17 protein-coding genes are annotated in these 24,826 nt (G+C 44.0%); 9 read left to right on the top strand and 8 right to left on the bottom strand.

The features are described from left to right. Positions 1–325 precede the first annotated feature (325 nt). The gene (gene secA / locus JMY08_RS07430; protein ID WP_201592630.1) at positions 326–3,127 is read left to right on the top strand and encodes a preprotein translocase subunit SecA; all 2,802 of its coding nucleotides are present in this window, start codon (positions 326–328) and stop codon (positions 3,125–3,127) included. A 415-nt stretch (positions 3,128–3,542) separates the two neighbouring features. Next, complete coding sequence (locus JMY08_RS07435; RefSeq protein WP_201592632.1) at positions 3,543–4,076, top strand: hypothetical protein; 534 nt, start codon at positions 3,543–3,545, stop codon at positions 4,074–4,076. Positions 4,077–4,253: 177 nt separating this feature from the next. On the opposite strand, the gene JMY08_RS07440 is transcribed toward JMY08_RS07435, so the two are convergent. The 5 genes from JMY08_RS07440 to JMY08_RS07460 form a co-directional block, all read right to left on the bottom strand. After that, entirely contained in the window at positions 4,254–4,913 is a 660-nt protein-coding gene (locus JMY08_RS07440) for a YsnF/AvaK domain-containing protein (RefSeq protein WP_201592634.1), read from the bottom strand. Positions 4,914–5,273: 360 nt separating this feature from the next. Then, entirely contained in the window at positions 5,274–6,122 is an 849-nt protein-coding gene (locus tag JMY08_RS07445) for a DUF2382 domain-containing protein (RefSeq protein WP_189582981.1), read from the bottom strand. Positions 6,123–6,692: 570 nt separating this feature from the next. After that, positions 6,693–7,874 carry a thiolase family protein gene (locus JMY08_RS07450; protein ID WP_201592636.1) on the bottom strand — a complete coding sequence of 394 codons (1,182 nt, stop codon included), beginning with the start codon at positions 7,872–7,874 and terminating at the stop codon, positions 6,693–6,695. A 265-nt stretch (positions 7,875–8,139) separates the two neighbouring features. Beyond that, entirely contained in the window at positions 8,140–9,498 is a 1,359-nt protein-coding gene (locus JMY08_RS07455) for a homoserine dehydrogenase (protein ID WP_201592638.1), read from the bottom strand. A gap of 265 nt (positions 9,499–9,763) precedes the next feature. After that, positions 9,764–10,624 carry a DsbC family protein gene (locus JMY08_RS07460; RefSeq protein ID WP_201592640.1) on the bottom strand — a complete coding sequence of 287 codons (861 nt, stop codon included), beginning with the start codon at positions 10,622–10,624 and terminating at the stop codon, positions 9,764–9,766. 390 nt (positions 10,625–11,014) lie between these two features. On the opposite strand from JMY08_RS07460, the gene JMY08_RS07465 reads away from it, so the two are divergent. After that, complete coding sequence (locus tag JMY08_RS07465; RefSeq protein ID WP_201592642.1) at positions 11,015–11,944, top strand: DUF808 domain-containing protein; 930 nt, start codon at positions 11,015–11,017, stop codon at positions 11,942–11,944. A gap of 171 nt (positions 11,945–12,115) precedes the next feature. Here JMY08_RS07465 and JMY08_RS07470 read toward each other — a convergent pair whose 3' ends face one another. Further along, the gene (locus tag JMY08_RS07470; protein WP_201592644.1) at positions 12,116–16,435 is read right to left on the bottom strand and encodes an Rne/Rng family ribonuclease; all 4,320 of its coding nucleotides are present in this window, start codon (positions 16,433–16,435) and stop codon (positions 12,116–12,118) included. A 1,257-nt stretch (positions 16,436–17,692) separates the two neighbouring features. Between JMY08_RS07470 and JMY08_RS07475 the strand changes: the two genes are divergently transcribed. Next, on the top strand, positions 17,693–18,703 hold the full coding sequence (locus JMY08_RS07475; protein WP_201592646.1) for an RluA family pseudouridine synthase: 1,011 nt from the start codon (positions 17,693–17,695) through the stop codon (positions 18,701–18,703). Between the two features lie 147 nt (positions 18,704–18,850). Beyond that, positions 18,851–19,519 carry an HAD-IA family hydrolase gene (locus JMY08_RS07480; RefSeq protein WP_201592648.1) on the top strand — a complete coding sequence of 223 codons (669 nt, stop codon included), beginning with the start codon at positions 18,851–18,853 and terminating at the stop codon, positions 19,517–19,519. A gap of 279 nt (positions 19,520–19,798) precedes the next feature. Here JMY08_RS07480 and yihA read toward each other — a convergent pair whose 3' ends face one another. After that, positions 19,799–20,599 (bottom strand): ribosome biogenesis GTP-binding protein YihA/YsxC, encoded by an 801-nt coding sequence (gene yihA, locus JMY08_RS07485; RefSeq protein WP_201574455.1) that lies wholly within the window; start codon positions 20,597–20,599, stop codon positions 19,799–19,801. A gap of 388 nt (positions 20,600–20,987) precedes the next feature. Here yihA and JMY08_RS07490 point away from each other — a divergent pair, with 388 nt between their 5' ends. From JMY08_RS07490 to JMY08_RS07505, 4 genes are all read left to right on the top strand, one after another. After that, on the top strand, positions 20,988–21,323 hold the full coding sequence (locus JMY08_RS07490; RefSeq protein WP_201592650.1) for a c-type cytochrome: 336 nt from the start codon (positions 20,988–20,990) through the stop codon (positions 21,321–21,323). A 323-nt stretch (positions 21,324–21,646) separates the two neighbouring features. Further along, positions 21,647–22,315: a c-type cytochrome gene (locus JMY08_RS07495; RefSeq protein WP_010195758.1), complete on the top strand. Its 669-nt coding sequence runs from the start codon at positions 21,647–21,649 to the stop codon at positions 22,313–22,315. A 235-nt stretch (positions 22,316–22,550) separates the two neighbouring features. After that, positions 22,551–23,693 carry a hypothetical protein gene (locus JMY08_RS07500; RefSeq protein ID WP_201592652.1) on the top strand — a complete coding sequence of 381 codons (1,143 nt, stop codon included), beginning with the start codon at positions 22,551–22,553 and terminating at the stop codon, positions 23,691–23,693. Continuing rightward, complete coding sequence (locus JMY08_RS07505) at positions 23,681–24,001, top strand: RnfH family protein (protein ID WP_227676144.1); 321 nt, start codon at positions 23,681–23,683, stop codon at positions 23,999–24,001. Before JMY08_RS07500 ends, JMY08_RS07505 begins: the two co-directional genes overlap by 13 nt. Positions 24,002–24,102: 101 nt before the next feature. On the opposite strand, the gene JMY08_RS07510 is transcribed toward JMY08_RS07505, so the two are convergent. Further along, complete coding sequence (locus JMY08_RS07510; protein WP_201592654.1) at positions 24,103–24,522, bottom strand: outer membrane protein assembly factor BamE; 420 nt, start codon at positions 24,520–24,522, stop codon at positions 24,103–24,105. Positions 24,523–24,826: the final 304 nt, after the last annotated feature.

Below are 24,826 nucleotides of genomic sequence, written 5' to 3' on the forward strand. Positions count from 1 at the left end.
GGTTAAATGAGGTGATTAAAAAGCTAAGTAGCTTAAAGGTATAAGCGCTATTTTAACACGTCCTGCGCCACTTTTACGTCAGCAAATATCTGCTCGCTGCCCTTGTATCCATCAGCGTCATAACCATATATAATGACGGCACACTTAGTTGGGCGATACTTCATTAGGCGACATGTTATCAGGCAGTATCTTATTCATGAGTGCTTTGTTAATCAGTGCTTTGTTAAGCGTTACTTAGTCGGGTGATGACAAGGATGACAAGGCAGCACACTAAACCTTAGCTAATGCGCACTAATTATCGAATATTTCCATAGGTCAAAAAATTATGTTATCAAAGATTATAGGCAGTGTCGTTGGCACCAAAAATGACCGCGAACTAAAGCGCATGCGCAAAGTGGTCAGCAAGATCAACGCACGAGAAGCTGAAATACAAGCCCTGTCTGATGAGCAATTACAGCAAAAAACCGAAGAGTTTAAAGCCCGCCATCAAAAAGGTGAGAGCTTAGATGCATTGTTACCAGAAGCGTTTGCCGTCTGCCGTGAAGCGTCACTACGGGTCAATGGCATGCGCCACTACGATGTGCAGCTGATCGGTGGTATCACTTTGCACGAAGGCAAAATCGCTGAGATGAAAACCGGTGAGGGTAAAACCTTAATGGGTACCTTAGCCATGTATCTAAATGGCATCAGCGGTAAAGGTGTGCATCTGGTCACGGTCAACGATTATTTGGCAGCGCGTGATGCTGAATTGAACCGTCCATTATTTAGCTTTTTGGGCATGACGGTTGGGGTCATTTATTCGCAGCAACCACCACAAGAAAAGATTGATGCTTACCAAGCCGATATCACTTACGGTACCAATAACGAATACGGCTTTGATTATCTACGCGATAATATGGTGTTTAGTTTAGGCGAGAAAAAGCAGCGCTCATTAAACTTCTGTATTATTGATGAAATTGACTCTATCTTAATTGATGAAGCTCGTACGCCGCTGATTATCTCGGGTCAAGCCGAAGATTCTTCACGTATGTACGCGTTGATTAACACCATTATTCCTGTGCTAATCCGTTCAAAGGACGAAGAAGCCAACAAGAACAACGAAGAAGAAGATTTTTGGATTGATGAAAAGAACCGTCAGATTGAGATTAGCGAAAAAGGCTATGAAAAAATTGAGCGCTTCTTAATTGAAGTGGGCGAGCTTGGCGAAAACGAAAGTTTATATAGCCCAAGCCGGTTGCCATTGTTGGCTCACGTACAAGCTGCCATTCGTGCTCATCATGTGTTTGTCAAAAACGTTCATTACATTGTCGATGAAGGCGAAGTGGTCATCGTTGATGAAAACACCGGTCGTACCATGCCCGGTCGTCGCTGGTCAGAAGGTCTGCATCAAGCGGTAGAAGCCAAGGAAAATGCTGAAATTCAAGCAGAAAACCAAACGCTGGCAACAACGACATTCCAGAACTACTTCCGTCTGTATGAAAAATTATCTGGTATGACGGGTACGGCTGATACTGAAGCCGCAGAATTTAAGTCAACCTATGACTTAGATGTCATCGTTATCCCAACGCACGAGCCGATTGCGCGTATCGATATGGATGACCAAATTTTCTTAACCAAGTTAGGCAAATACAAAGGCATCATCCGCGAAATCAAAGAGATTCAAGCCAAAGGTGCGCCAGTCTTGGTGGGTACGGCGACGATTGAAGCCAGTGAAGAATTGTCTTATTTGCTCGATGAAGAAGGCGTCAAGCACAACGTTCTAAACGCCAAGCAGCATGAGCGTGAAGCAGAAATTATCGCGCAAGCGGGTAGCCCAACATCTGTCACGATTGCCACCAACATGGCTGGTCGTGGTACAGATATTATTCTTGGTGGTAACTGGCAATCGTTTATCGAAGACATTGACTCTGTCAGTCCAGAAGAGATGAAGCGCCTCAAAGCGGAATGGCAAGTTAGGCATGACCAAGTCGTTGCCGCGGGTGGTTTGCATATCATTGGTTCTGAGCGTCATGAATCGCGCCGTATTGATAATCAGCTACGTGGTCGTGCTGGTCGTCAAGGTGACCCTGGTATGTCACGTTTCTTTTTATCGCTCGAAGATGACTTGATGCGTATCTTCGCAGGCGATCGTGTCGTGAATATGATGCGTGCCATGGGTCTCAAAGAAGACGAAGCCATTGAGCATAAAATGGTCTCAAAATCGATTGAAAACGCCCAAGGCAAAGTAGAAAGCCGCGATTTTGATGCGCGTAAAAACTTGCTCAAATATGATGATGTTGCCAATGAGCAGCGTAAAGTCATCTACGGTCAGCGCGATGATTTGTTAGCAGATATGGATTTGTTAGAAGCCATTGAAATCATGCATCATGAAGTCTATAACGCCATGATTAGCCAATTTATCCCGCCAGGCTCTATCGATGACCAATGGAATGTTGACAGTCTTGAAGATGAGCTGGAAGATGAGTTTAAGATATCAATGCCGATTAATGATTGGCTAGATGAAGATCGCCGCCTGGATGAAGAAGGGCTACGCGCCAAAATCATTCAGACAGCACTGGATCATTATCATGGTCGCCGTGAGCAGATGGGTGAAAAAGATGCTGCCCAGCTTGAGCGTCACTTTATGCTTCAGAGCCTAGATAAACATTGGAAAGAACATCTGACGCAAATGGATCAGCTACGTAAAGGCATTCATCTGCGTGGTTATGCGCAAAAAAACCCTGAGCAAGAATATAAGCGTGAATCATTTGAGTTGTTCCAAATGATGCTAGGGGCGATTAAATCAGAAACTGTACAAGATTTATCACGTGTGCATATTCCAACCAAAGAAGAGTTAGAAGCATTAGAGATCCAGCAGCGTGAGAATGCTGCGCATATGCGCATGCAATTCGAGCATGATGATGTGGATAATTTGGATAGTAGCTCGAACAGTCCAGCTGGTCAACCGCAACCACAGAACCGCAGCACTGGTGGCGGTGTTGCGGCAGCTGGCATGAGTGCTGCTGTGGCTGGTAATGGTGGTCATGCTAATGAGCCTAACCCTTACGCTGGTATGAACATCAGCCGTAATGCACCTTGTCCTTGTGGTTCAGGACTTAAGTATAAACAGTGCCATGGCAAAATCTAGGGCGTGTCATCATTTAGATTGTGAGACTTAAAATGAGGAAAATTGCAGCCAAACAAGGAAGAAATTGCCGTAAATATGAACATATTGACAAGATTTCTGACGATGTTTGGCTAAATTTAGCCATTTTAAGGCCACTAAATTTATTCATGTGCTAATTGATGACACGCCCTAGTCATTAGTTGCCATAATCTCGTGTTTATAGACTGATAAATCAGTAAGAAAGCCCCTATCTAATTTAGATAGGGGCTTTCTTATATTCGTTAGAGCGTCTTTTTATGGCTAAACTATACTTTTATGATCAGAGCATGCTCTTATGGAATTTCCAAATACCTTGTATTGATTACTTACAAATTCAGCATAGGCGTGAATTTATGGACACGCTATAGTGTTTAGCATATCTATTTGGGAGAGTATTATGAGTTTAGAACGATTAAAACAGTTGCGTACCTCTGTTGCGATGACAGCTTTATTGGCTGGCGCGCTAACCGTTAGTGCCTGTCAACAGAAGCAAGAGCCTGAGCAAAGCCTAGAAGACGATATAAGTGCTGAACAATCTGTGCCTATGTCTGCTGAACCTGCCGAGCCCAATAATGTGATTGTCGCCCCTACAGATGCGTCAGCCAGTCAGGTAGAAGACGATACGGTTGCCTCAGTGAATGGTGGTGTGACACAAATAAATTATTTGTGTGCCCCTGAACTACAAGTTGAAGCGACTTATAAAGATGCTGATAACCAAGTGGTCCTTGCTACCGCTCAAGGAACAGCAACCTTGATGAAAACCAATGATGCTAGCAATCCTGAAGTATTTGAAGCCGCGACTGGTATGGATGGAGAAGCAGGTTTTGTTCAGTGGCGTGTGGCACATGAAGCGCGCGAAACCGGTGTGATGCGAACAGCAGGTGCAGATGCCGCTAATGTGAGCACTTATGAATGTAAGAAGACTTCCTAATACAGCCAATCTTACACAGATAATTTATGGTTTTGGGCTCGCTCAGTTTAGCGGGCTATTATTTAACTATACTTTATCCAAGTGATATTGAATCGACTGTAGTGAAACACGCAATAAAAAAGCAACGTTGTCGTTGCTTTTTTTATATCTGATTTTTGAGTTATTCACAAAGGCCATCTATTTTTTATGAATAGGTGTGCGCTCATGCTCCAAAAATCCTTCTTCTGTTACCTCTAGCTCTTCATGCTTGAGCTCGACTTTAATACGGTCAGTATGCGTATGCGTGCTTTTGTTGACGTCGACTTCTTGAATGACATAGGTATCTTTGGTGATGGTCGCCACTTGACGCGACAAGATGATTTCTACGGGCTCATCACCGATTTCAACCTGCTTATCATTGATAGTGATAACTGCTCTGCTATCAAGTGCTGGCTCAACATGGCGCAGTATGTCCTTATCATCGTAATTACCCGACAGTAAATCCTGACTTTCGGCATCATGATACTCAGTACGGACGGTAATATATTCTTCTATTAACTCAATCGGCACTTGAATCGTCTTGGTTCGAGAGTGCTTAGTGACAGTTACCTTGCCTACATCTAAGCGTTCTTTGTTGATGACAGGGCGTTCTTCTAATAATTCCAAACGTCCGCCATCTCCTCTCTGGTTCAAAGCAGTAAGTGGATCTTTATCATGATTGGGCGCAGTAAGTTCGTTTTCACCACTTTGTTTAGTCTCGACACCATGATCAGCAATAGGCATATTTGTGTCAGTTGCTAGCGTTTTCTCAGTATTCACTGATTTGTTTAAACGGTCATTATCATTATTAGCTGTCATTTTGGTCTTCCTTTTTATTAGTAAATAGATTCCAAAAATATATTGTTGAAGATTTTTTATTATAGAACATCAATTTTACCAATGACGGTTAACGTCATCATATCGTCGACTCACTTGAAAAAACAGTGCTGGTGGGATAATCTTTCGAAGTCTTTGGAATGCAAAGCACACAGCAAGCGAGAAAATTTGTACCAACTTATTAGGTATGCCAAACTATAAAAAATACCCTCCAGCATAAAAAAAGACCAGAGACGGGCTCTGGCCTTTCTAAGCTAAGTTAAATACTCAGCTCCTAATAACAGTCACTTGCTGCTTATTTGCTTATCTAATTTGCAACAATCAGCGACTGTTTTTAGCATATTACATGCCACGAGCGCGGCGTACGTCTTCAGCGGTGATACCGTCGCGGTCGACAATATTGCCTTCACGGTCAACCACATTACCATCACGATCAATGTCTAACTCTTCACGTTGAATGGTATCAACGATGGTTTCAGTATGACGTTCAGTCGTCTTACCAACGTTCACTTCTTCTGAAACGTAGGTTTCTTTGCCGACGCGAGCGCGTTCTGCTGATAGCTCTACTTCAATACTTTCATTACCGTTCACGTCACCGATATGACGATCAGTAGGGCGGTCGACATTGGTACGTTCGATATTAGCGTGTTCTTCTTCTAACTCGACATCGACGTTGCGTTCTTCAGTAACGACATGCTTACCAACTTTTACCAGACCAGCGACGATACGGTCTTTGTTAACAGTCAGACGCTCTTCTAGCAGCTCTAGCGTGTTTGGCGCTTCGTAGTTATGCTCAGCAATTTCCATACGCTCTTCTGTTGGTACGCTGTCAGCAACGAATGATTGACGATCTTTTTCATATTGCTCTTTATAACTATACTGATAGTCGTGATCGTAGACGTCCATTGCTTCTACTTGCGCTTGCGTTAAGCTATCAAAGAATACGTCATCACCAACGATACGTGCTAAACCTGCTGGCACTAATACTTCTTTTGAGCTAAACCAACCACCTGCATCGACGATTAGATAACGAATGCGACCAGTCGTATCTTCTACTAGAGCGCCTTCAATTTTACCGATTTTTTCTTCATTGACGCCATAAGCTACTTTGCCTGTTGGGTCATAATAGTCATCACCAATAAGATCACGGTGGGTAGCTTGAATATCTTTTAAACGAATTAGTTGGCTCATTATTATCTTCCTTTTATATGAGTAAATGATTAACGGTTCTGTCATAAAGCTAAATTTTTTAAAACAATCATTATTTTTATGGAGCTTTTATTGCTTTCCTAAAATCAAGCACTGTAGCTAGCGTTGTTAAATAGCTTCTACATCAACTTGTAATTATCATAACATCATGATTTTAGATGAGATACATGAGCAAGGTAGCAAAGTGTGCGCTTGAAGTAATCGCGTGTAATAGGCTGTAAAAGACAGGATAAATATATATTTTTGAGTTAAGGATTTCTTACTGTAAAGAACATTATTCATCTATAGTCGCTACTAAATAAAATGGATACACGACATTATGATGCGTGACTGGTAAAAATTTTTCTTGCTTGCTGTGCCTACGCAGGCAGAGGCGACAAAAAATTTATATCCGTCACACTGTCTCTTTTTTATATTGACCTGACTATATTGAGAAGTTTTATGCATAAAAAAACCGCAAAGCAATTAGCAGTGCGGTTTTTGAGTAAGACATACATACAAGATCAGATCGTGCGTTCTATTTAAAAAACGACGTTCCAGTACGGTTGATGCTTACGGCAATTCAATAGCAACCGCTACCGCTTCACCGCCACCGATACATAGCGTAGCAACGCCTTTTTTACCGCCAGTACGTTTTAGAGAGTTGATAAGCGTTATTAGGATACGCGCACCTGAACAACCTACTGGGTGACCAAGGGCACAAGCGCCGCCTTCAACGTTTACTTTAGCATGGTCGATTTTTAGCTCGTCCATAGCAGCCATAGTGACCATCGCAAATGCTTCGTTGATTTCCCATAGGTCGACATCTGCCACTGACCAGCCAGCACCCGTCAACACTTTTTCGATTGCACCGATCGGTGCGATGGTGAATTCACTTGGATGGCGTGAGTTCGAAGCAGTCGCCACGATACGCGCTTGATAACCAAGACCTTCGGCCTTCGCTTGTGACTCTTTCATGACTACGACAGCCGCAGCACCATCTGAGATTGAGCTGGCATTAGCGGCAGTAATCGTGCCGTCTTTCGCAAATGCTGGACGCAAGGTCGGGATGCGATCAGCGTTTGCAAGTGCTGGTTGCTCATCAGTATCGACCGTTTGCTCGCCTTTGCGGGTTTCAAAGGTAACAGGCGTGATCTCATCTGAGAAGTGACCATCTTTGATAGCTGTTAGGGCACGATTTAGAGATTCGATAGCAAACGCATCCATCTGCTCACGGGTATAGCCTTTTTCAATGGCCATTTCTTGAGCAAACATACCCATTAGCTTACCAGTTTCGGCGTCTTCTAGACCGTCTAAGAACATGTGATCTTTGACTTCTTTGTGACCCATACGGTAGCCGCCACGTGATCCTGGCATGAGGTAGGGTGCGTTGGTCATTGATTCCATGCCACCAGCAACTGCAACATTGAAGCTACCAGCTTTGATACCATCATGCGCTTGCATGACTGCTTTTAGACCTGAGCCGCAAAGCTTATTGATGGTGACAGCACCTGTGGCATCAGACAGACCTGCTTTACGCATGGCCTGACGGGCAGGGCCTTGACCCAAACCAGCGGTCAAGATACAGCCCATAATTACTTCATCAATATTATCCGGGCTAACACCAGAGCGCTCAACAGCGGCTTTAATCGCTGTTGCACCTAAGTCAGTCGCACTCACGTCTTTTAGAGCGCCTTGGAATCCACCCATTGGGGTACGTGCGCCGTTTAAAATTACAATTGCATCATTTGACATTGTTATTCTTCCTTTCCATTTGTTTTGACAAAAATATTTTAATAAAATTATTGTGATTAATTAATAATATGAGTACTTCTAGATTTTATTCAAGGTTATAGCCCATGCTTAGAAGTATCGTTATTGTTCTCTATATCAATACTTCTAAGGTACTAAGCATTCAGAGGCCTCAATAATTGAAAGATCTAGCATTCAAAATGAGGACATATCCTAGTTATGAAAGCACCCATTATTAACCATTAATCATCGGTTCCAAACTTCTGACCTAAGCAAGCTCATCCAAACGAATACGAACGACTTTATCGGTAATCGTATCTAGCTTTTCGATTTTTTCGATGGCCAGATTCATTTGACTCTCAACCACTGGCAGCGTCAATATAATGACAGGTACTTGACCCAGTTTATGAGCAGGCTTTTGCAAAATCGCGTCAATGTTGATACCAGCATTGCTTAGAATGCGAGTAATATCTGCTAACACGCCCGGACTGTCATAAGCATGGACGCGTAAATAGTAGCCAGTAATCATCTGCTCAGCACGTAATATCGGCGTGTCTGACAGCTGTTCAGGAATAAACGCAAGATGCGGAACATGGTGGCCGTGGTTGTTTTGATTGCTGTTGCCTTGCTCGTCACAGTCAGTATTGCCTAGGACACGGACCAAATCCATGACGTCAGCCATCACCGCAGAAGCGGTTGCACCAGCGCCTGCACCATCACCGCAATACAGCGTCTGTCCAAGTGGGTGTGAGTTGACCAGTACCGCATTCTTTACGCCATTGACGTTAGCAAGTAATGCGTCTTGTGGAATCAGCGTTGGGTGTACGCGCAGCTCGATACCAGCATCATCAGCATTGCCTTGACCATCACGGCGTACGGCAAACCCTAAATGCTTGATACGGTAACCAAGCTCTTCGGCATAGTTGACATCTTGCAGAGTAATACCAGTGATACCTTCACAGTAGACTTTATCAAACTGTAGCGGAATGCCAAAGGCGATCGAGGCAAGTAGCGCCAGTTTATGAGCAGCATCAATACCTTCAACATCAAAAGTAGGGTCAGCCTCTGCATAACCTAACTCTTGCGCTTCGCTCAATACATCAGCAAATGGGCGACCTTTGTCACGCATTTCGGTCATGATAAAGTTACCAGTACCGTTGATGATACCTGCGAGCCAATCAATTTTATTGGCAGCAAGCGCCTCACGCATCACCTTAATAATCGGAATACCGCCTGCCACCGCCGCTTCATAAGCGACGTGGACGTTGTTGGCCTCAGCGAAAGCGAAGATCTCATTGCCATGCTCAGCCAATAATGCTTTGTTTGCGGTCACGACATGCTTGCCATTTTTGATAGCATGCATGATGACGTCTTTGGCTAGGGTAGTGCCACCAATCACTTCGATAACGATATCGACATTGTCGCTTGCCGCAATTGCCATCAAGTCACTGTTTTGCATGATATTTGAATCAATATCATCACGCTGACGACGCGTACCCACTTCGGTGATTATAATGTCGCGTCCGCTACGGCGTTTTAGCTCATCTAAATTGTCGTTGATTAGATTGATCACGCCTGTTCCGACGGTGCCCAGACCAAGTATCGCTAGTTTGATGGAATTACTCACAGTATCCTCAAGAGGTTAAATATAATGACGCGAGTATAACGCTGTGGCAATGTCAAATGAGCCTGCGGTACTAAACGTACAGTCTGTGCGCATTATTTAGTGCTGCCGGTTTAACTGCTTCATTATAGTTGAATAAAAAATGCTCAAATAAAAATGGGATTGCTAATATTGCATCGCGCTTTATCGTATCATACCGACAAGCGCTTGTGACGTCTACTCAATGTCGCTGGGGTCAACAATATGAAAGATATCATATGGCGATCGATTAAATAGCACCGACTGCTTGAGCCAATTCTGCGGCTGGTAGATAACCACCCACTTGCTCTCCTGCTTCAGTAAAGATAGCAGGTGTACCACGTACCCCAAGCCTTGACCCTAAAGCCATATGCGCTTGTACAGGGTTGGCACAGCTAGGCGCTTGTACATTGGCGCCCATTTTTGCCTGATTCATGGCAGCTTTGCGATCCTGACTACACCAAATAGCTTCCATTTTTGGCACTGACTCTTGACCGCGTGGCCATGCCAAATAACGCACTTCGATACCGCGCGCATTGATATCATCCATCTCTGAGTGTAGTTTGCGACAGTAGCCACAGTCTGCATCGGTAAAGGCATAAACAACGGCTTTGGTCGTGCCTTTTGCTGGATAAATCACCATCTCTTTTTTATCGACGGCTTTTAACGCTTCTTGCGCGGTACTAGCGACTAGTGCCGCACTGATATCAACTGGAGCCGCGTCACCCACAGCGATAATCTGACCCTGAATAATGTGTTTACCAGATTTATCAGTAAAGAAAGCAGGCAGTCCTTCAGCAGTCACCCAATAAATACCATCCATATCTGTCGGCACAGCTGAGACGATTTTTTCTTCAATGCCAGAAGCGTTTAAGTTGGCCTGAAGCGCTGTGACTACAGCGGCATCATTGCCAGTAGCGGTTGGGGTATTGCTCGTTTTGGCTTGAGCACTATTGACCACGCTGGCATTACTATTGGTGGCATCCGCGGTATTGTTTGAGCAGCCGGCTGCGACGATGACTAATAAGGCACCCATGATGACCCGAGACAAAGGGTTGCGTGAAAATTTATCAGCAGTTGGCATGGCTTTAGAAAAAGGAGAGAAGGACATAGGGTGTTTCCTTTAGGCAGTCACGCCTAATCAAGGGTTCATAATAAAAGGATTTTTTGTATTCTCTGACCCTTCTTATCATGACGAGTAAGTCGCATGATAAGAAGGGCAACGTTGACTGGTTTTATAGCATGTATTGATAATAAAGGATAAGTAATAATATAGGTTATATTAACATATTTTTTTTAATAATCTCTAAAGGCTGTTTTTTATGCCACTCGTAAATACAATGCATCGATAGCGGCTAAACCTTGCAAAATAAAATACATTTGTACTATTTAATATCGCCTCATGTCTAGGTAATCTATTGCTTATAATCACTTTTATGACAATATTAACGTCATTTTGCAACATTTACTAATTTAAGCGAATTCACGCTAAGGAACGCGTATGGCAGGTGCAAGTTTATTAACTCTACTCGATGATATCAGTGTAATACTCGATGACGTTTCGGTCATGACCAAAGTGGCCGCAAAAAAAACCGCTGGTGTGCTAGGTGATGACTTAGCCCTTAACGCTGAGCAAGTAACAGGTGTCAAAGCCAGTCGCGAGCTCCCCGTGGTTTGGGCGGTCGCCAAAGGCTCATTCATCAATAAGCTCATCCTAGTACCCGCGGCGTTATTAATCAGTACTATCTATCCCCCTTTGGTCACGTTTTTACTCATGTGTGGTGGTCTATTCTTGGCTTATGAAGGTGCTGAAAAAGTCATCCATAAGTTTTGGCCGCATATTTTACCGCACGACGAGGAGCAAAATGCGCGTCGGCAAGCCAATGCAGATGAAACCGTCGATTTAGTCGCTTTTGAGAAAGGAAAAATCAAAGGTGCTATCCGCACGGATTTTATCCTGTCTGCTGAGATTATTGTCATTGCGTTAGGCTCAGCCGCAGGGGCAAGCTTGCTAGAAAAAAGCTTGGTACTCTCCATTATTGCGATAGCGATTACCGTTGGGGTGTATGGCTTGGTGGCTGGGATTGTCAGAATGGATGATGTTGGTCTGCATCTGATGAAGCAATCGGGCAATATTAAGCAGAAGGTGGGCGCATTTTTAGTATCGGCGGCACCTAAGCTGATGAAATTTTTATCTATCGCTGGGACGTTGGCTATGTTCTTGGTCGGTGGCGGTATTTTGGTACACGGTATCGACTTTTTACATCATGGTGTCGAAAACTTGGCGCATTTGACTGGAATGTTTGAAAGTGTGACAACGACGCTATTAAATGGTCTAGTTGGCTTAGTAGTAGGGGTGGTCATGGTCGCGATTATTACGATCATTGGCAAAATACGCGGTAAGGATAAAGACGCATCTTCTGCACATTAAAGGTGTTGCATTAAATATGATTGGTATATGGTATAGCCTGCCCACTATAAAATCACTACAGCGTCAACCTCGCTGATCATACTGATGTATAGCTTGCTCCAAGCAGTATCTAACATAAAAAAGCCCCAAAGTTGCTGACAACTTTGGGGCTTTTACGTTGAAGCTCTACGATTAGCTTTCGCTGTCTGACTCATCAGACTCTAGCTTTTCAGCTTGCGTCGGCTTTTTATGGTCAGTCTTTGGCTTACGACTGCGCGCTTTTGGTACTTTGGGCGTGGTTAAATTAAACATGCCAGTTTGTGGCAGTAGTTGCTCTGCTACATTCTCAATCATGTTCTTATAACTGGCTATCGTCGTTTTTGACTTGGCCGCCTGAATTTCCTCTTTCGTTGATTGCTCTACTATAGGCTGCTCAGTTTGCTCAAGTTCAGCCTCAGCACTTTTCACCTCAGCACCTTTCACCTCAACCTCTTCAACATCATTGCTCTTGGTGTCAGGACTTTCAACGCTTGTTTCCTTTAACGCTTGTTCTGCCTCTAGCAGTTGCTCGCTATCAGCGCTAACATCATCTGCTTGCGTTTGATTGGCTAATGCTGTCGCTTCTACCTTGTGCGCATCAACGTCATTACTGATTTGCTCAGACTCAGTGGCTGGCTCGCTAGCATTAACGGTTGGCTCCGCTGCTTGCTCATCAGGGATAGTGAGTACAGCAGGTTGCTGATAATCAGGATGTTGACCGCGTGGATCGTTGCTGGCACGTTTGCCAATAGCGCGTGGCTCAACGGCTGTTTTGCCTTGTGCCGCTGCAAACTGACTGACCGCTTGCGTCATTGCTTCAAAGCGGGCAAGGTAATCCGCTGCTAAAGGTTGATAGCCGTAGTTGCTAAAGTCAAAGCGACGAGTGGCAAAGTCGTTGTCGTCGCCTTTGTTCTCGCTTGAATCGCCTTCAACGTTAGTGCCATTGCCAGCCGTTTGAGCTTTCTGCGTATGCGCTTCAATAGCAGCAATAAAGCAGCTGATGACACCATCACTTTTTAAACGACTTTCTGCATCCGTTAATGCTTTACGAACAAAATCACCAACCGAACCACGAATGGTCGGTGCGCTTGCTACTGCTTGCTCAGTTGCTTGAGGCTGCTCAGCAGATTGCGCTTGCTGACTACGAACGACACGCGGGTCATTGCTCGCTTGTCCGAACTTCTTAGCTGTCACGTAGCGTTTGGCAAACAATGCGTCATGTGTCAGCTCAAGCGCTGAGTTACTAGGGCTGCTAGTCTCCGTCGCGGCCGTAGTCGCGTTGTCATCGTCAGTTTTTTGCGCGCTTGGTGCTGTTGCTACGCTAGCTGCCTCAGTAGTTACTGGCTTCTGACTATCAGTTTGACTGTCACTATTGCTTTTAGAAGCTGCTTGCTCATCTACCGACGCTGTTTTGTCATCGACTTTACGGTCGTCTGTAGGTGCAGCCTGTTGCGCCGGATCTGCCGCAGTGCTCACTTCTGCATCAGTGCTTTCGGCAGTATTTGCTTGTGTACTGCTTTTTTGCGTATCACTAACAGGCTCATTGTCCTGTTGAGTACTATCTCTTATATCAGAGCTTTTTTCTGCAGTGATTTTTTCTTCAGAGCTTTTTACCTGAGTACTTTTTTGACTAGTACCGTGCTTGTCAGTACTTTCCACTGCACTGTTTTGCTGGTTAGTACTCTCTTTAGCAGCGTTCTGCTGAGTTGCACTGTCTTCTCTACGTTCTTTTATAGTCTCATCTTTCGTAGTGTCACGCGCCGAGTTTGGTTTTTCAGCAGATTGATGAGTGACCTGTGCAGGCTTACTATCATCCAGAGATAAGTGAACCACTTCTGGTTTCTTAAGCTCATTAGTTGCTTCATTAACCTGTAGCACCACTTCGTTAGGATCTTGATTACGGCGTGTGCTCGCTTGGTTTTTGTTAGCACCGGTAGCCGTTTTCTGAGTATTTTGTTTAGCATTATCAGCTGTTAACGTCTCGCCGCGCTCAAGCTTGCCGCGTGAACTACGCTGAGTGTTTGACTTACGCTTAGTGCGGGTTTGCTCATCTGCCGTGTTGCTGTCTTTTTGCTCAGCATCGTCGCGGTTGCTATCGTTATGCCCGTTATTATTACTATTACGGCTGTTATCTTGACGATTATTACGGTTGCGATCACTCGTGCGTCTATTATCCTGCTGACGTTTGTCTTGGGTGTCAGCTGATTTGTCATCAGTGCTACTGGCGGCGCTGCTATCGGCACTACTGTTGGCTACGTTATCACTGCTCGTCTCGTCACGCGGCTCTTTTCTTTGATGCGGCTTAGAAGATCTCGATTTGCGTGGCTTACGTCTTCTTCTATCCTCAGCACTGTTGTCGTCAGTATCACCGTCCGTGTTGCGACGTGCTTGTTGACGGTTAGCATTATTATTCGATGCTTGGTTGTCACTTTTTTGACTATTGTCTTGCTGAGTCGTTTGCGATGGATTCTGAGCATTGCCGGTCAGCGCACTGCTATCCACTTGTCCAAAAGAGCCTAAGCTTTGCGCACCATTATTCACCAGCGCTTCGATGGCTTCAGCCGCATCACGACTACTGATACTATTGGTTGTTTGTGCCTGCGGGGCTTGCGCAAATAGATTGGACAACCAAGCAACAGCTTGTGGTTGGGCAGTCGTTGCGACGCTAGGAGACGGAGTCGTTATAGCAGCGGCAGGTGCTGCAACAGCAACGTTCGCCGCTTTATTATCTTGTGGCGCGTGCGTCGATGAAGCATTATTAGTGCTCGTATTATTACGACGGTCATTGCTATGATTGACGGTGCTGCTCTGCTGCTCAGCAGTATTTTGTGGTGCAGCAGTTACAGGGCTAGTTGCTTGGTTCGTAGCGCTGCTATCTCTTGTTTGACGAGGCTGGCGGGTAGGCTGCTGTTCGGGACGTTCCTTTTCAGCCGTTTGCCAATCAACATTATAGCCAAGATCACTGTGTTCTTGGGCAGTATCAGTGATACGCTCGTAGCTTGAAGGGGCAAAACCGTCACGGTTGAAGTGCAGTTTAAAGTTTGGCGATTCTAAATGTGCGTGTGGCAAGATGGTGATACGCGTACCACTGTCTTGCTCAAGATACACTAAGGCATCACGTTTTTCATTCAATAAAAATGCTGCGATATCTGTCGGTACTTCGGCTTGCACTTCACCTTGACGCTCTTTGAGTGCAATTTGTTCGATCTGACGCATGATGGACAGGGACAACGAGCGCAAGTCACGAATCATGCCATTGCCATGACAGCGTGGGCAGATATAACCGGTCGACTCTTCTAATGACGGACGCAGACGCTGACGGCTCATTTCCATCAAACCAAACTTAGAAATATCGCCAAATTGAACGCGGGCACGGTCATATTTGGTGGCATCAACCAGACGTTTTTCAACTTCTTTTTGGTGCTTATTGTCGTTCATGTCGATGAAGTCAATGACAATCAAGCCGCCCATATCACGCAAGCGCAGTTGACGGGCAATCTCGTCTGCTGCTTCTAAATTGGTATGGTAAGCGGTCTCGGCGACATCTGAGCCTTTAGTAGATTTAGCTGAGTTGATATCAATAGAGACCAATGCTTCAGTTTGGTCAATAACGATCGAACCACCTGATGGCAGACGAACTTCGCGCTGATAAGCGGTTTCGATTTGTTTTTCGATATTAAAGCGCGAAAACATCGGCTCGTAATCGGTGTATTTACGCAGTTTTTCTGCTTGTTTTGGCATGACCGCATCGATAAAACCTGCCGCTTCGATATAAGCATTTTCGTTATCGATCCAAATCTCAGCAATATCATCACGCAGATAATCACGGACGGCGCGTGTGACGACGCCTGCTTCTTGATGGACTAAGCGCGGTGATGGATATTTTTGGTTTTGTTCTTGGATGGCTTGCCAGATATTGAGCAGATGGTTTAAATCATGTTGTAAGTCTTCTTGGGTTTTGCCAATACCAGCAGTACGAATGATGACGCTCATGCCTTTTGGCAAATCTAAACTGCCCAGCATACGCTTCATATCTTCGCGTAATTTACCCGAGATTTGACGAGAGATACCGCCACCACGAGGGTTATTGGGCATCAATACCAGATAGCGTCCAGCCAATGATACGTAAGTCGATAGGGCAGCGCCTTTATTGCCGCGCTCTTCTTTTTCGACTTGGACGATCAGCTCATCGCCTTCTTTGATCAATTTTTTGATGTTTTCGTCACGAGGATTGCCGCTTAGATATTCAGCAGAAATCTCACGAATCGGCAAAAAGCCTTGGCGCTGTGAGCCATATTCGACAAACACGGCTTCAAGCGATGGCTCGACACGGGTGACGTGGCCTTTATAAATGTTAGATTTTTTTTGTTCGCGAGTACGGTTTTCTAAATCGAAATCGTAAAGATGGTTGCCTTTACATAAGGCGACACGAATTTCTTCGTTTTGAGTGGCGTTGATCAGAATACGTTTCATACTATTATCCTATGAGTACACAGGACAACGACAAGAAGGGCTATTATATTGAAAAACTCTGAATGATAAACTTTTACGTTAAATGACTTTTATAGCAAGCCACATTCACGATGTACTCAGACTGCCAATTGGACAGCGATCAATATAAAAATAACCAAAGCAAGAAGGTAGTAGTATCAAGTGACGCTAATATTGATATCAGCTAAAAATACCAGATGTGAGAGGAGCGTCGTGCTCAGATAAAGTTGGATAAATAAAAAGGAGCATTAAGAGGCGCTCATAAAAAACTTACCTGTTAACTCACAATGAATTGACTACGTTTGAGCGTACCAGACAGATGGTTCTAAGTAGCTACTAATACAGGGTGTAAGGCTGTAAGGTTGTCTACTGTTAATGTTTTAGTGGCTCGCAATGATTGCCGCTAAAGTATTAACACCGAATGCCAATCATTTTGTATCGATTTAGAGGCTTGGCTATTAACATCCTTGCCACCATAAATTTTACCAAGATGATTAACATGTAAAGTGGTGAAGGGCATTTAATATACTTTGTAAGAGTCTATCGAAGCGTTTGCCACATGGTTACAATTTATTCGCTGTACTGTTTATACTTCAAACCGTTAAATTCAGCGAACCTCTCAATATTAGCTCAAATCAATTCAATTGTTTTATCTATTATTTTAACTTATAACATCTATATATTTTGGTATCTGATTTTAAGAGTGCCACTGCGCTGTTGCTCAGCGGGGCGTACTTGGCAAACAGAATAGGTAACCGGCTCATTAGCTCGGTTGGGGATATCTCTTTTATAATGCATCTATTTTATCTGTTTGACCGCCAATATTCAGGCAGCTCTAAACTCTTAATATCGGACTACCGTCACTTGCTCAACTGCGCTTGCCTAATATGATTAAAAATCAAGTCGTGGTCGTGCGTTAAATGAGTAGTTGTGTACTGCTATCGCTCGATAAACGGACTTGTTTATCACTATTATCGAAGCAATTATGTTTGGTATAAATACCGCTTATTGGACGCTACGCCGTGTGTTACTTGGCATTTAGTCCTAAAAATTAGATGATGCGTGCAAAATTAGCTTAAGGAACAAGGCATGCCTCGTTACTAGCAAGTAGTAAAGATGACGACCGGTCGTTTGAGACAATAAGGATTATTGCCGCAACCTCTGCTTAATTGGCGCTCAACATGTTAAACTATAACAAATCTTTGTGTAAATACCTAACTAAAAATGACAAACTCCAAAATGACTGACGACGCAACTACCCATGAAGCTCCTGCTATTTTTAATAGCAAAACCCGTCCGCAAAGCGCCGACGATGAGATTAGTAACTTTGGAAAGGTTAATTACCTTGAAGTCACTCGCCATCAGCACGACCAGCGTTTGGATAACTTTTTGCTGAACCGCCTAAAAGGTTTGCCAAAACCGCATATCTATAAAATGATTCGCTCAGATGAGATTCGAGTCAATAACAAGCGTTGTAAAGCCCACGATAGATTACAGCGTGAAGACGTGGTACGTATCGCGCCAGTGGTACTCGCCACCCGCGAAAAGCCCATCATCAGCACCGAGTTTGCCAAAAGCTTATTAGCACGTGTGGTCTACGAAGATGATGGCCTGCTGGTGCTTAATAAACCCTCTGGCATTGCAGTACATGGTGGCAGCGGTCTTGATTTTGGCGTCATCGAAGCCATGCGTGAAGTGACTGGTAAAAAATATCTAGAGTTGATCCATCGTATCGACAAAGATACCTCAGGTCTGCTGATGATTTCTAAGAAACGCTCAGCGCTAAAGACATTGCAGCAGCATTTGGTCGATAAGACTATTCAAAAACATTATCTATGTATTGCCAAAGGACAACCTGCCCTGAATGAGCAACGTATCGATGCGCCATTGCTTCGCTACACACTTGATAGCGGTGAGCGCCGCGTTAAAGTAGAGGCTCAGGACGCACAATCCAAAGAAAGCCAGACAGATATTATTGTCCATGAACGTTTTATGATTGCCGGTCAACCAGTCAGCTTGATAGAAGCTAAACCGCTGACGGGTCGTACCCATCAAATTCGTGTGCATTTGGCTCATATTGGTCATGCTATCCTAGGGGACAGTAAGTATAACGTCCATGATAAGTCTGGCGTGCATCGTCTGTGCTTGCATGCATGGCGCTTAGACATTCCTGGTTATAAAACTATCACGGCACCATTGCCCGATGAGATGGTTGACTGGCTGCCAGAGCAAACCAAATTGCCTGAATAAGCTTGAATCTCTCGTGTTTCAGGTTACATTTTAGCTGATATTAAGTATTGATCCTAAACGTCATGCTCACTTATTTATTTCTACCAATAAGTCGGCGTGACGTTTTAGCATCTGTAATAAATGCGCACCATTTAATAAGGCAAACTCATGAATAAACAGTCTGATCATCGCTTAGCCGACAAGACGCTAGTTATTTTTGATTGGGATGGTACGTTGATGGATTCAATCGGTCTGATTGTTGAGTCCATGCATGTGGCAGGAGAGGCACATGGCTTTCAAACCACCGATCAAGCCGTCAAAGACATCATTGGTCTTAGCCTGATGAATGGTATTGAGATTTTGTATCCGCAGGCCAGTGAGGCGCAAAAGCTTGCCATTCAACAAAGCTACGCTGACTATTATATTCCAAACAGCCATCGCACACCGTTCTTTGCCCCTACAGAAACCATGCTAAAGACTTTGCAACAGCAGGGTCGTAAGCTTGCTGTTGCAACTGGCAAAAAGCGGCGTGGACTGGATCGCGTACTGGATGCTTCGGCAAGTCATGATTATTTTGATATTACCCGCTGTGCCGATGAGTCAGGTTCAAAGCCTGATCCGCAGATGCTGACGGATATCTTGAATTATACGCAGCAGCCAGTATCTGATGCCGTATTTATCGGTGATAGTATTTATGATATTCAAATGGCAAATAAACTTGGCATGACTAGTATTGCTGTTAACTACGGGACAGCATCCAGCGCTGAGTTGGCTGCCCAGCTGCCTACTTATCAAGTTGACACACCGCAAGCGTTAGCTGAGCTGTTGTGTGGCTAGACTCAGAGCAGACAGATAAATGACAATAAAAAAGGGTTTATCACTATTAGCGATAAACCCTTTTTTTATCAATTTTTATAAAATGCTACTAGGGCGTGTCATCATTTAGATTGTGAGGCTTAAAATGAGGAAAATTGCAGCCAAACAAGAAAGAAATTACCGTAAATATGAACATATTGACAAGATTTCTGACGATGTTTGGCAAAATTTAACCATTTTAAGACCACTAAATGTATCAATGTGCTAATTGATGACACGCCCTAACTAATGGTCTGCTATTTATTTATCAGTTGGCAGCTCATTATTAGATTGTTCATTAGCAGGCTGACCACTATCAGACTGTTCGTTATCTTCGAGCAATTCTTCTTCGAGCGGGTCATCATCAAGCAGATTAAAAGAGGATTCAATGATTTTGTTGTCATTAAGCTGGTAATCGTACCAATTGCCCATCACACCAGCCAATTCATCGAGGCCTTCTTTTCTCAAGGCTGAAAATAACTGAATGGTACATTTAAGACCTAACTCTTTCAGTCTTTTACGGGTATTGAGTAAGGCGTTTTTAGAAGCACCATACTTCAATTTATCTGCTTTAGTTAGCAAAATATGGACGGGTAGTTCACCTTCTTTGGCCCAAAATAGCATTTGCTCATCAAAGAATTTGAGCGGATGACGAATATCTGTCATCAGCACTAAGCCTGCTAGGCTTGAGCGTGATACCAAATATTCTTCCAACTCGACCTGCCATTCTTTTTTCATCTCCAGCGGCACAGCAGCATAACCATAGCCTGGTAAATCCACCAGACGTCTGTGCTTGTCGCCAATACTAAAAAAGTTAATCATCTGCGTACGACCAGGGGTCTTGGACGAGCGCGCCAACTGCCGCTGATTGGTCAATGCATTAATGGCCGAGGACTTACCCGCGTTTGAGCGTCCTGCAAAAGCAACCTCTAACCCGACATCAGGCGGACAAAGGCGAAAAGTAGGCGCTGACGTCATAAACTCAGTTTGCTGAATTCGTTGGCGTGATTTGGTATTAAACACCGCATGTTCGGCGGCGACATCTGTAAACGGGGTACTCATAAATGGCTCATTAATCTGCAAAAAATTGGATACGGTAGTGAGAATTGGTGGTTGGCTAATCATCAAAGCGACGCATTAAATAGATAGAATACGAGTGGCTCTTGCTGACAACAATCGCTGTTTTAAACCAGTGACTATTCTATACTATTAACCGTCTTACTTATTGAAATTACGGTGATTAGTCTTATATAAATAACAGCATACCATTAAAGTGTAGTAGCGCTTAGCGAAAGTTTTCCTCGCATAAAAAAGCGTTACTAAAGTCAAACTCGATTCATGTATACTAAATTGACATATATTGTTACAATGTTTAATGAAAAACGTTTATTATAGTATTTAATTAAGTTGGTATTTAATTAAGCGTACGAAAAAATTAAGGAGGTGCCCTATGTCTGCAATCACCACACTTTTTACCAAAACTTGCCGTCTACTAATTGGCAGTGGTGCAGCGCTTATCCTAACGACAGCCATGACAACCAGCGCCAGTGCTGCTGATATTGCCACCACCTATGACAATTCATGTGCGGCTTGTCATGATAGTGGCGCGTTGAATGCTATCAAAAAAGGCGACAGTGCTAAGTGGCAGCAGCTAATACAACAAAAAGGCATGCCAGCCCTGATTAACTCCGTCAAAAGTGGTATGACACAGATGCCAGCTGGTGGACTTTGTGATAACTGTAGCAATGATGATTACCGTAAACTGATTGACTACATGAGCAAATAACAGCTGCTGGATCAAAATTTTAGATAAAAGAAAAAAAGCGCTTGAAGCACTCACTTCATGCGCTTTTTGTTTTTCAAGCAGCATCCTATAGTAGCGCCAATAGAAAAACCAGCGGTTACTACGATTAAGTAGGCAAATACTATAAAGTCTTGCTATAATAATCCAAAATAAACCCTGATGTTAGTAAGTACTTTCAGACTGTTTGTGACCAACCCATAAAATATATGCTGACTTCGCTATATAGTAGCGCGACGTATATCAATGTGCTTGTCGATGCAATCACTCTAAATAATACTTACGCCGAGTTAGTAGGATTTGTATCAATGAAAAAGTTAATCGCTGCTGCCAGCTTATGCGTTGCAAGTTTCAGCGTACAAGCTGCTATTGTTGTTCCCGAATATGACGTTAACGCTGGCAAGCAAATTGCAGAAACAGTCTGTGCTGCTTGTCATGGTGTTGATGGTGTCAGTGTGGTTCCTGCTCAGCCTAATTTGGGCGGCCAAAATGTTAAGTATCTCTATAAACAGTTGGTCAACTTTAAAGCCGGTTACCGTAAGAACGGTATTATGCAGTCGCAAGTGGCGAACTTATCACAGCAAGATTTGGCCAATGTGGCAGGCTATTATGCTAGCCAAGCGCCTTGGGGAGTCGGCTTCGGTAATCCGGCAACCAACCAAGAAGCGACCAAGCTGTTTTTAGGTGGTGATAAATCTCGTGGCATTATTGGCTGTGCAGGTTGTCATGGTCCAGATGCGGCCGGTAATACATGGGCAGCGTTTCCACGTTTAGGTGGACAACACTCTCAATATATCGCCACTCAGCTAAAACTGTTCCGTGCAGCTGGACGTGAAGATGACATCGATAGCGATGATCAAAAACGTGCCAATGATGCGGCAAAAGAAGGCGAAAAAGGTATGATGCAGACGGTAGCCTCTAAGCTATCAGATCGCGATATCCGTATTTTGGCAGATTATGTGAGTGCTGTTCACTAAGTGCAAGCATTCAGCGTTTGCTTCATAGCACACTGCCATTAAGCCGCTGATTACGTGTCAGTCATTATTTAGTTATTGAACCCCGATTTCGGGGTTTTTTTATAACTGCCAGTCCCTTATATTGTACATACCTTTATATTATATAGACGATTATAAGCCTACCTACAGGTGCTTTTGCTTGGTCTGTATAATTATTAATTATCGTTATTCACTTTAGATCGTTTGGATTTAGATTATGATGACCCGCTATGCTTCTTATTTTATCGCAGCGCTGTTACCACTATTATTGTTTCACTGGTTCGCACCTGCAGCCATTGGTGAAATCGACTTTTGGTTGCTTTGGCTCTTGGCGATGGTCCTAGTATCACTGCCCGTGGTGTATGCCGAGATTGCGCTCGCCTATCGTAGTGTCGATGCGCCGTTCGCAGGTATGCAGAAACTCACTCGTGAGGCTGATGCCAGTCCATTATGGCGCAGCTTTGGTTGGTTGGCAGCGCTGGTTTCGATTGTTATTGCTGCGCTAGTTATATCAGGTGCTAGCACTGGTATTGTATCGGCACTTACTGACCTTAATAGTGCACCTGACGTCCCCAGCTTTGCGATCGCTGCGGGATTGATGGTCATTGCTATCTTATTGAGCTTACTCGGTGTTACGCCTTTACCGATTGGTTTAGGTTTAATGCTAGTAGGTTTGGTGCTAGGCGTGGCAAATGGTTTGCCAAATATTAATTTTGCGATGACTGGTATCAGCTTAGGTGAATGGGCGCGCGCGGTTGCTTTAGCGTTGGTCAGTGTGGGGGCAGGTACAGGGCTATATTGGTTCGGTCAACACTTATCAACCAAGCAAGTCGTCACAGCGGTAGATGTGAATAATATCAATGCACAAAAACCAGCACGCACTCGTGCCAATCAAGAATATCGTGCGAGCAAATTGGTATTGCCCATCTGGATAGTGCAATTGTTGGTTGGGATTGTGGCATTATTTATCAGTGGTATGGCATTACCACCGATCGGACAGCTGGTATATTGGCTAGGGGTGTTGTTTGTGGCCAGCTATTTGCTACATTATAGCGTACAGCAGTTAGCGCATAAGTTTGGGCTGTTGGTCAGCTTAGTGGTCACTTTTTCGGTAGCACTGGTACTAGTCATCGCCATACCCACTATATGGCTGGTAGGTCTATTGGTTATTATCAGTAGTATCGCGGTATTGTTGTTGTCCATCTTCGCCGGTTGGCAGATGAAGATCAGTCATTTGCGCAAGTCTCTAAACTTTGGCAATGAAGCGTTCTATAATCTATGGCGGATAGCGATACGTTTGGTTGTACCAGTGGCGCTATTATTGGCGTTGATAGGTTGGGTGATACAGTGGGTAAGCTAATGACGGTCTATCTGGCGTATGCTGAAGAGGCGCAGCGTCAGCATTATTTGACGTTATCAGTCGCTGAAGGGACTACTTTGTACGAGGCACTCGCGCAAGCAGGCTGGTTGATGAAATTTCCAGCATTAGCAAGGTGGTGTGAGGAAGTGGAACAAGTGCCAACGCCAGCAGCTAAGCGTTGGCATGTAGGGATATATGCCCAAAAGCAGCCGCTCAGTTATCCATTGCAGCCGTTCGACCGAATAGAAGTCTATCGCAGCTTAAGCGCTGATCCTATGTCTCAGCGCAAAACTAAGTCTCGAAGTTAACGGTTTAGCCGGACTGTTATTTAGCTTAAGCATTATTAAGTCTGCTATTTTGAAACGAAGACACACCCTAACAATCATTAAGCATAAACTTATAATCAGATTTATTGAGCAGGAAGGGTTTCAATGCCTTCGATGCGACTGACTAAGCCGTTGTCATCAAAGTAAATAACCAAATGCTGGCTGGCATTTTTGACATCAGCGATGCCTTTGCGACTGCCTTCTGTGCCTGCTTTATAATCATAAATATAGTCCCAACGTTTAGGCTCCAACGTGTCTCTAATCGCTGGGCTACCCAAAATATAGAGGACTTGGTTTTGATTCATGCCCACTTGCAATTTTTGAGCTTGCACTTGGGTGATAGCTGTCCCTTGAGGCAAATCAATTTTATAAACACTCAGTAATGAGCAGCCAGACATCACAACCGAGGCACTAAGCATACCGGTCATGACAATCTTGCGTAATGTACTTGCACGGCTTAACGGACGAAAATTTAATGTCTTTATCATGGTAAGATGACTCATAAAAAATGGATTAGGTACGGTCAAGGGGTGTTGGTGCTGGTCTTGCCGACAATCTTGGACAAATGATACGTCATTTACTTGCAATTGCCTACCACTTACGACATTATTTACCAAACACTACCTAAGGTATTGGATTATTTATATTTTAAATTCATAGACTTGCGGTGAGATCTATATACCTTAACCACGCTAAAAATTTATGCAAGACAAGCTGGGCTACGGAGATTTGGATCTTTAGTACTTAATTAATAATAATCACTGGCGATTATTTACCTCATATTTTTTAGTTTTTATTTGCTAAGAC

The sequence above is a fragment of the Psychrobacter sp. Pi2-51 genome (assembly GCF_904846665.1).
Taxonomy (GTDB): Bacteria; Pseudomonadota; Gammaproteobacteria; order Pseudomonadales; family Moraxellaceae; genus Psychrobacter; species Psychrobacter glaciei.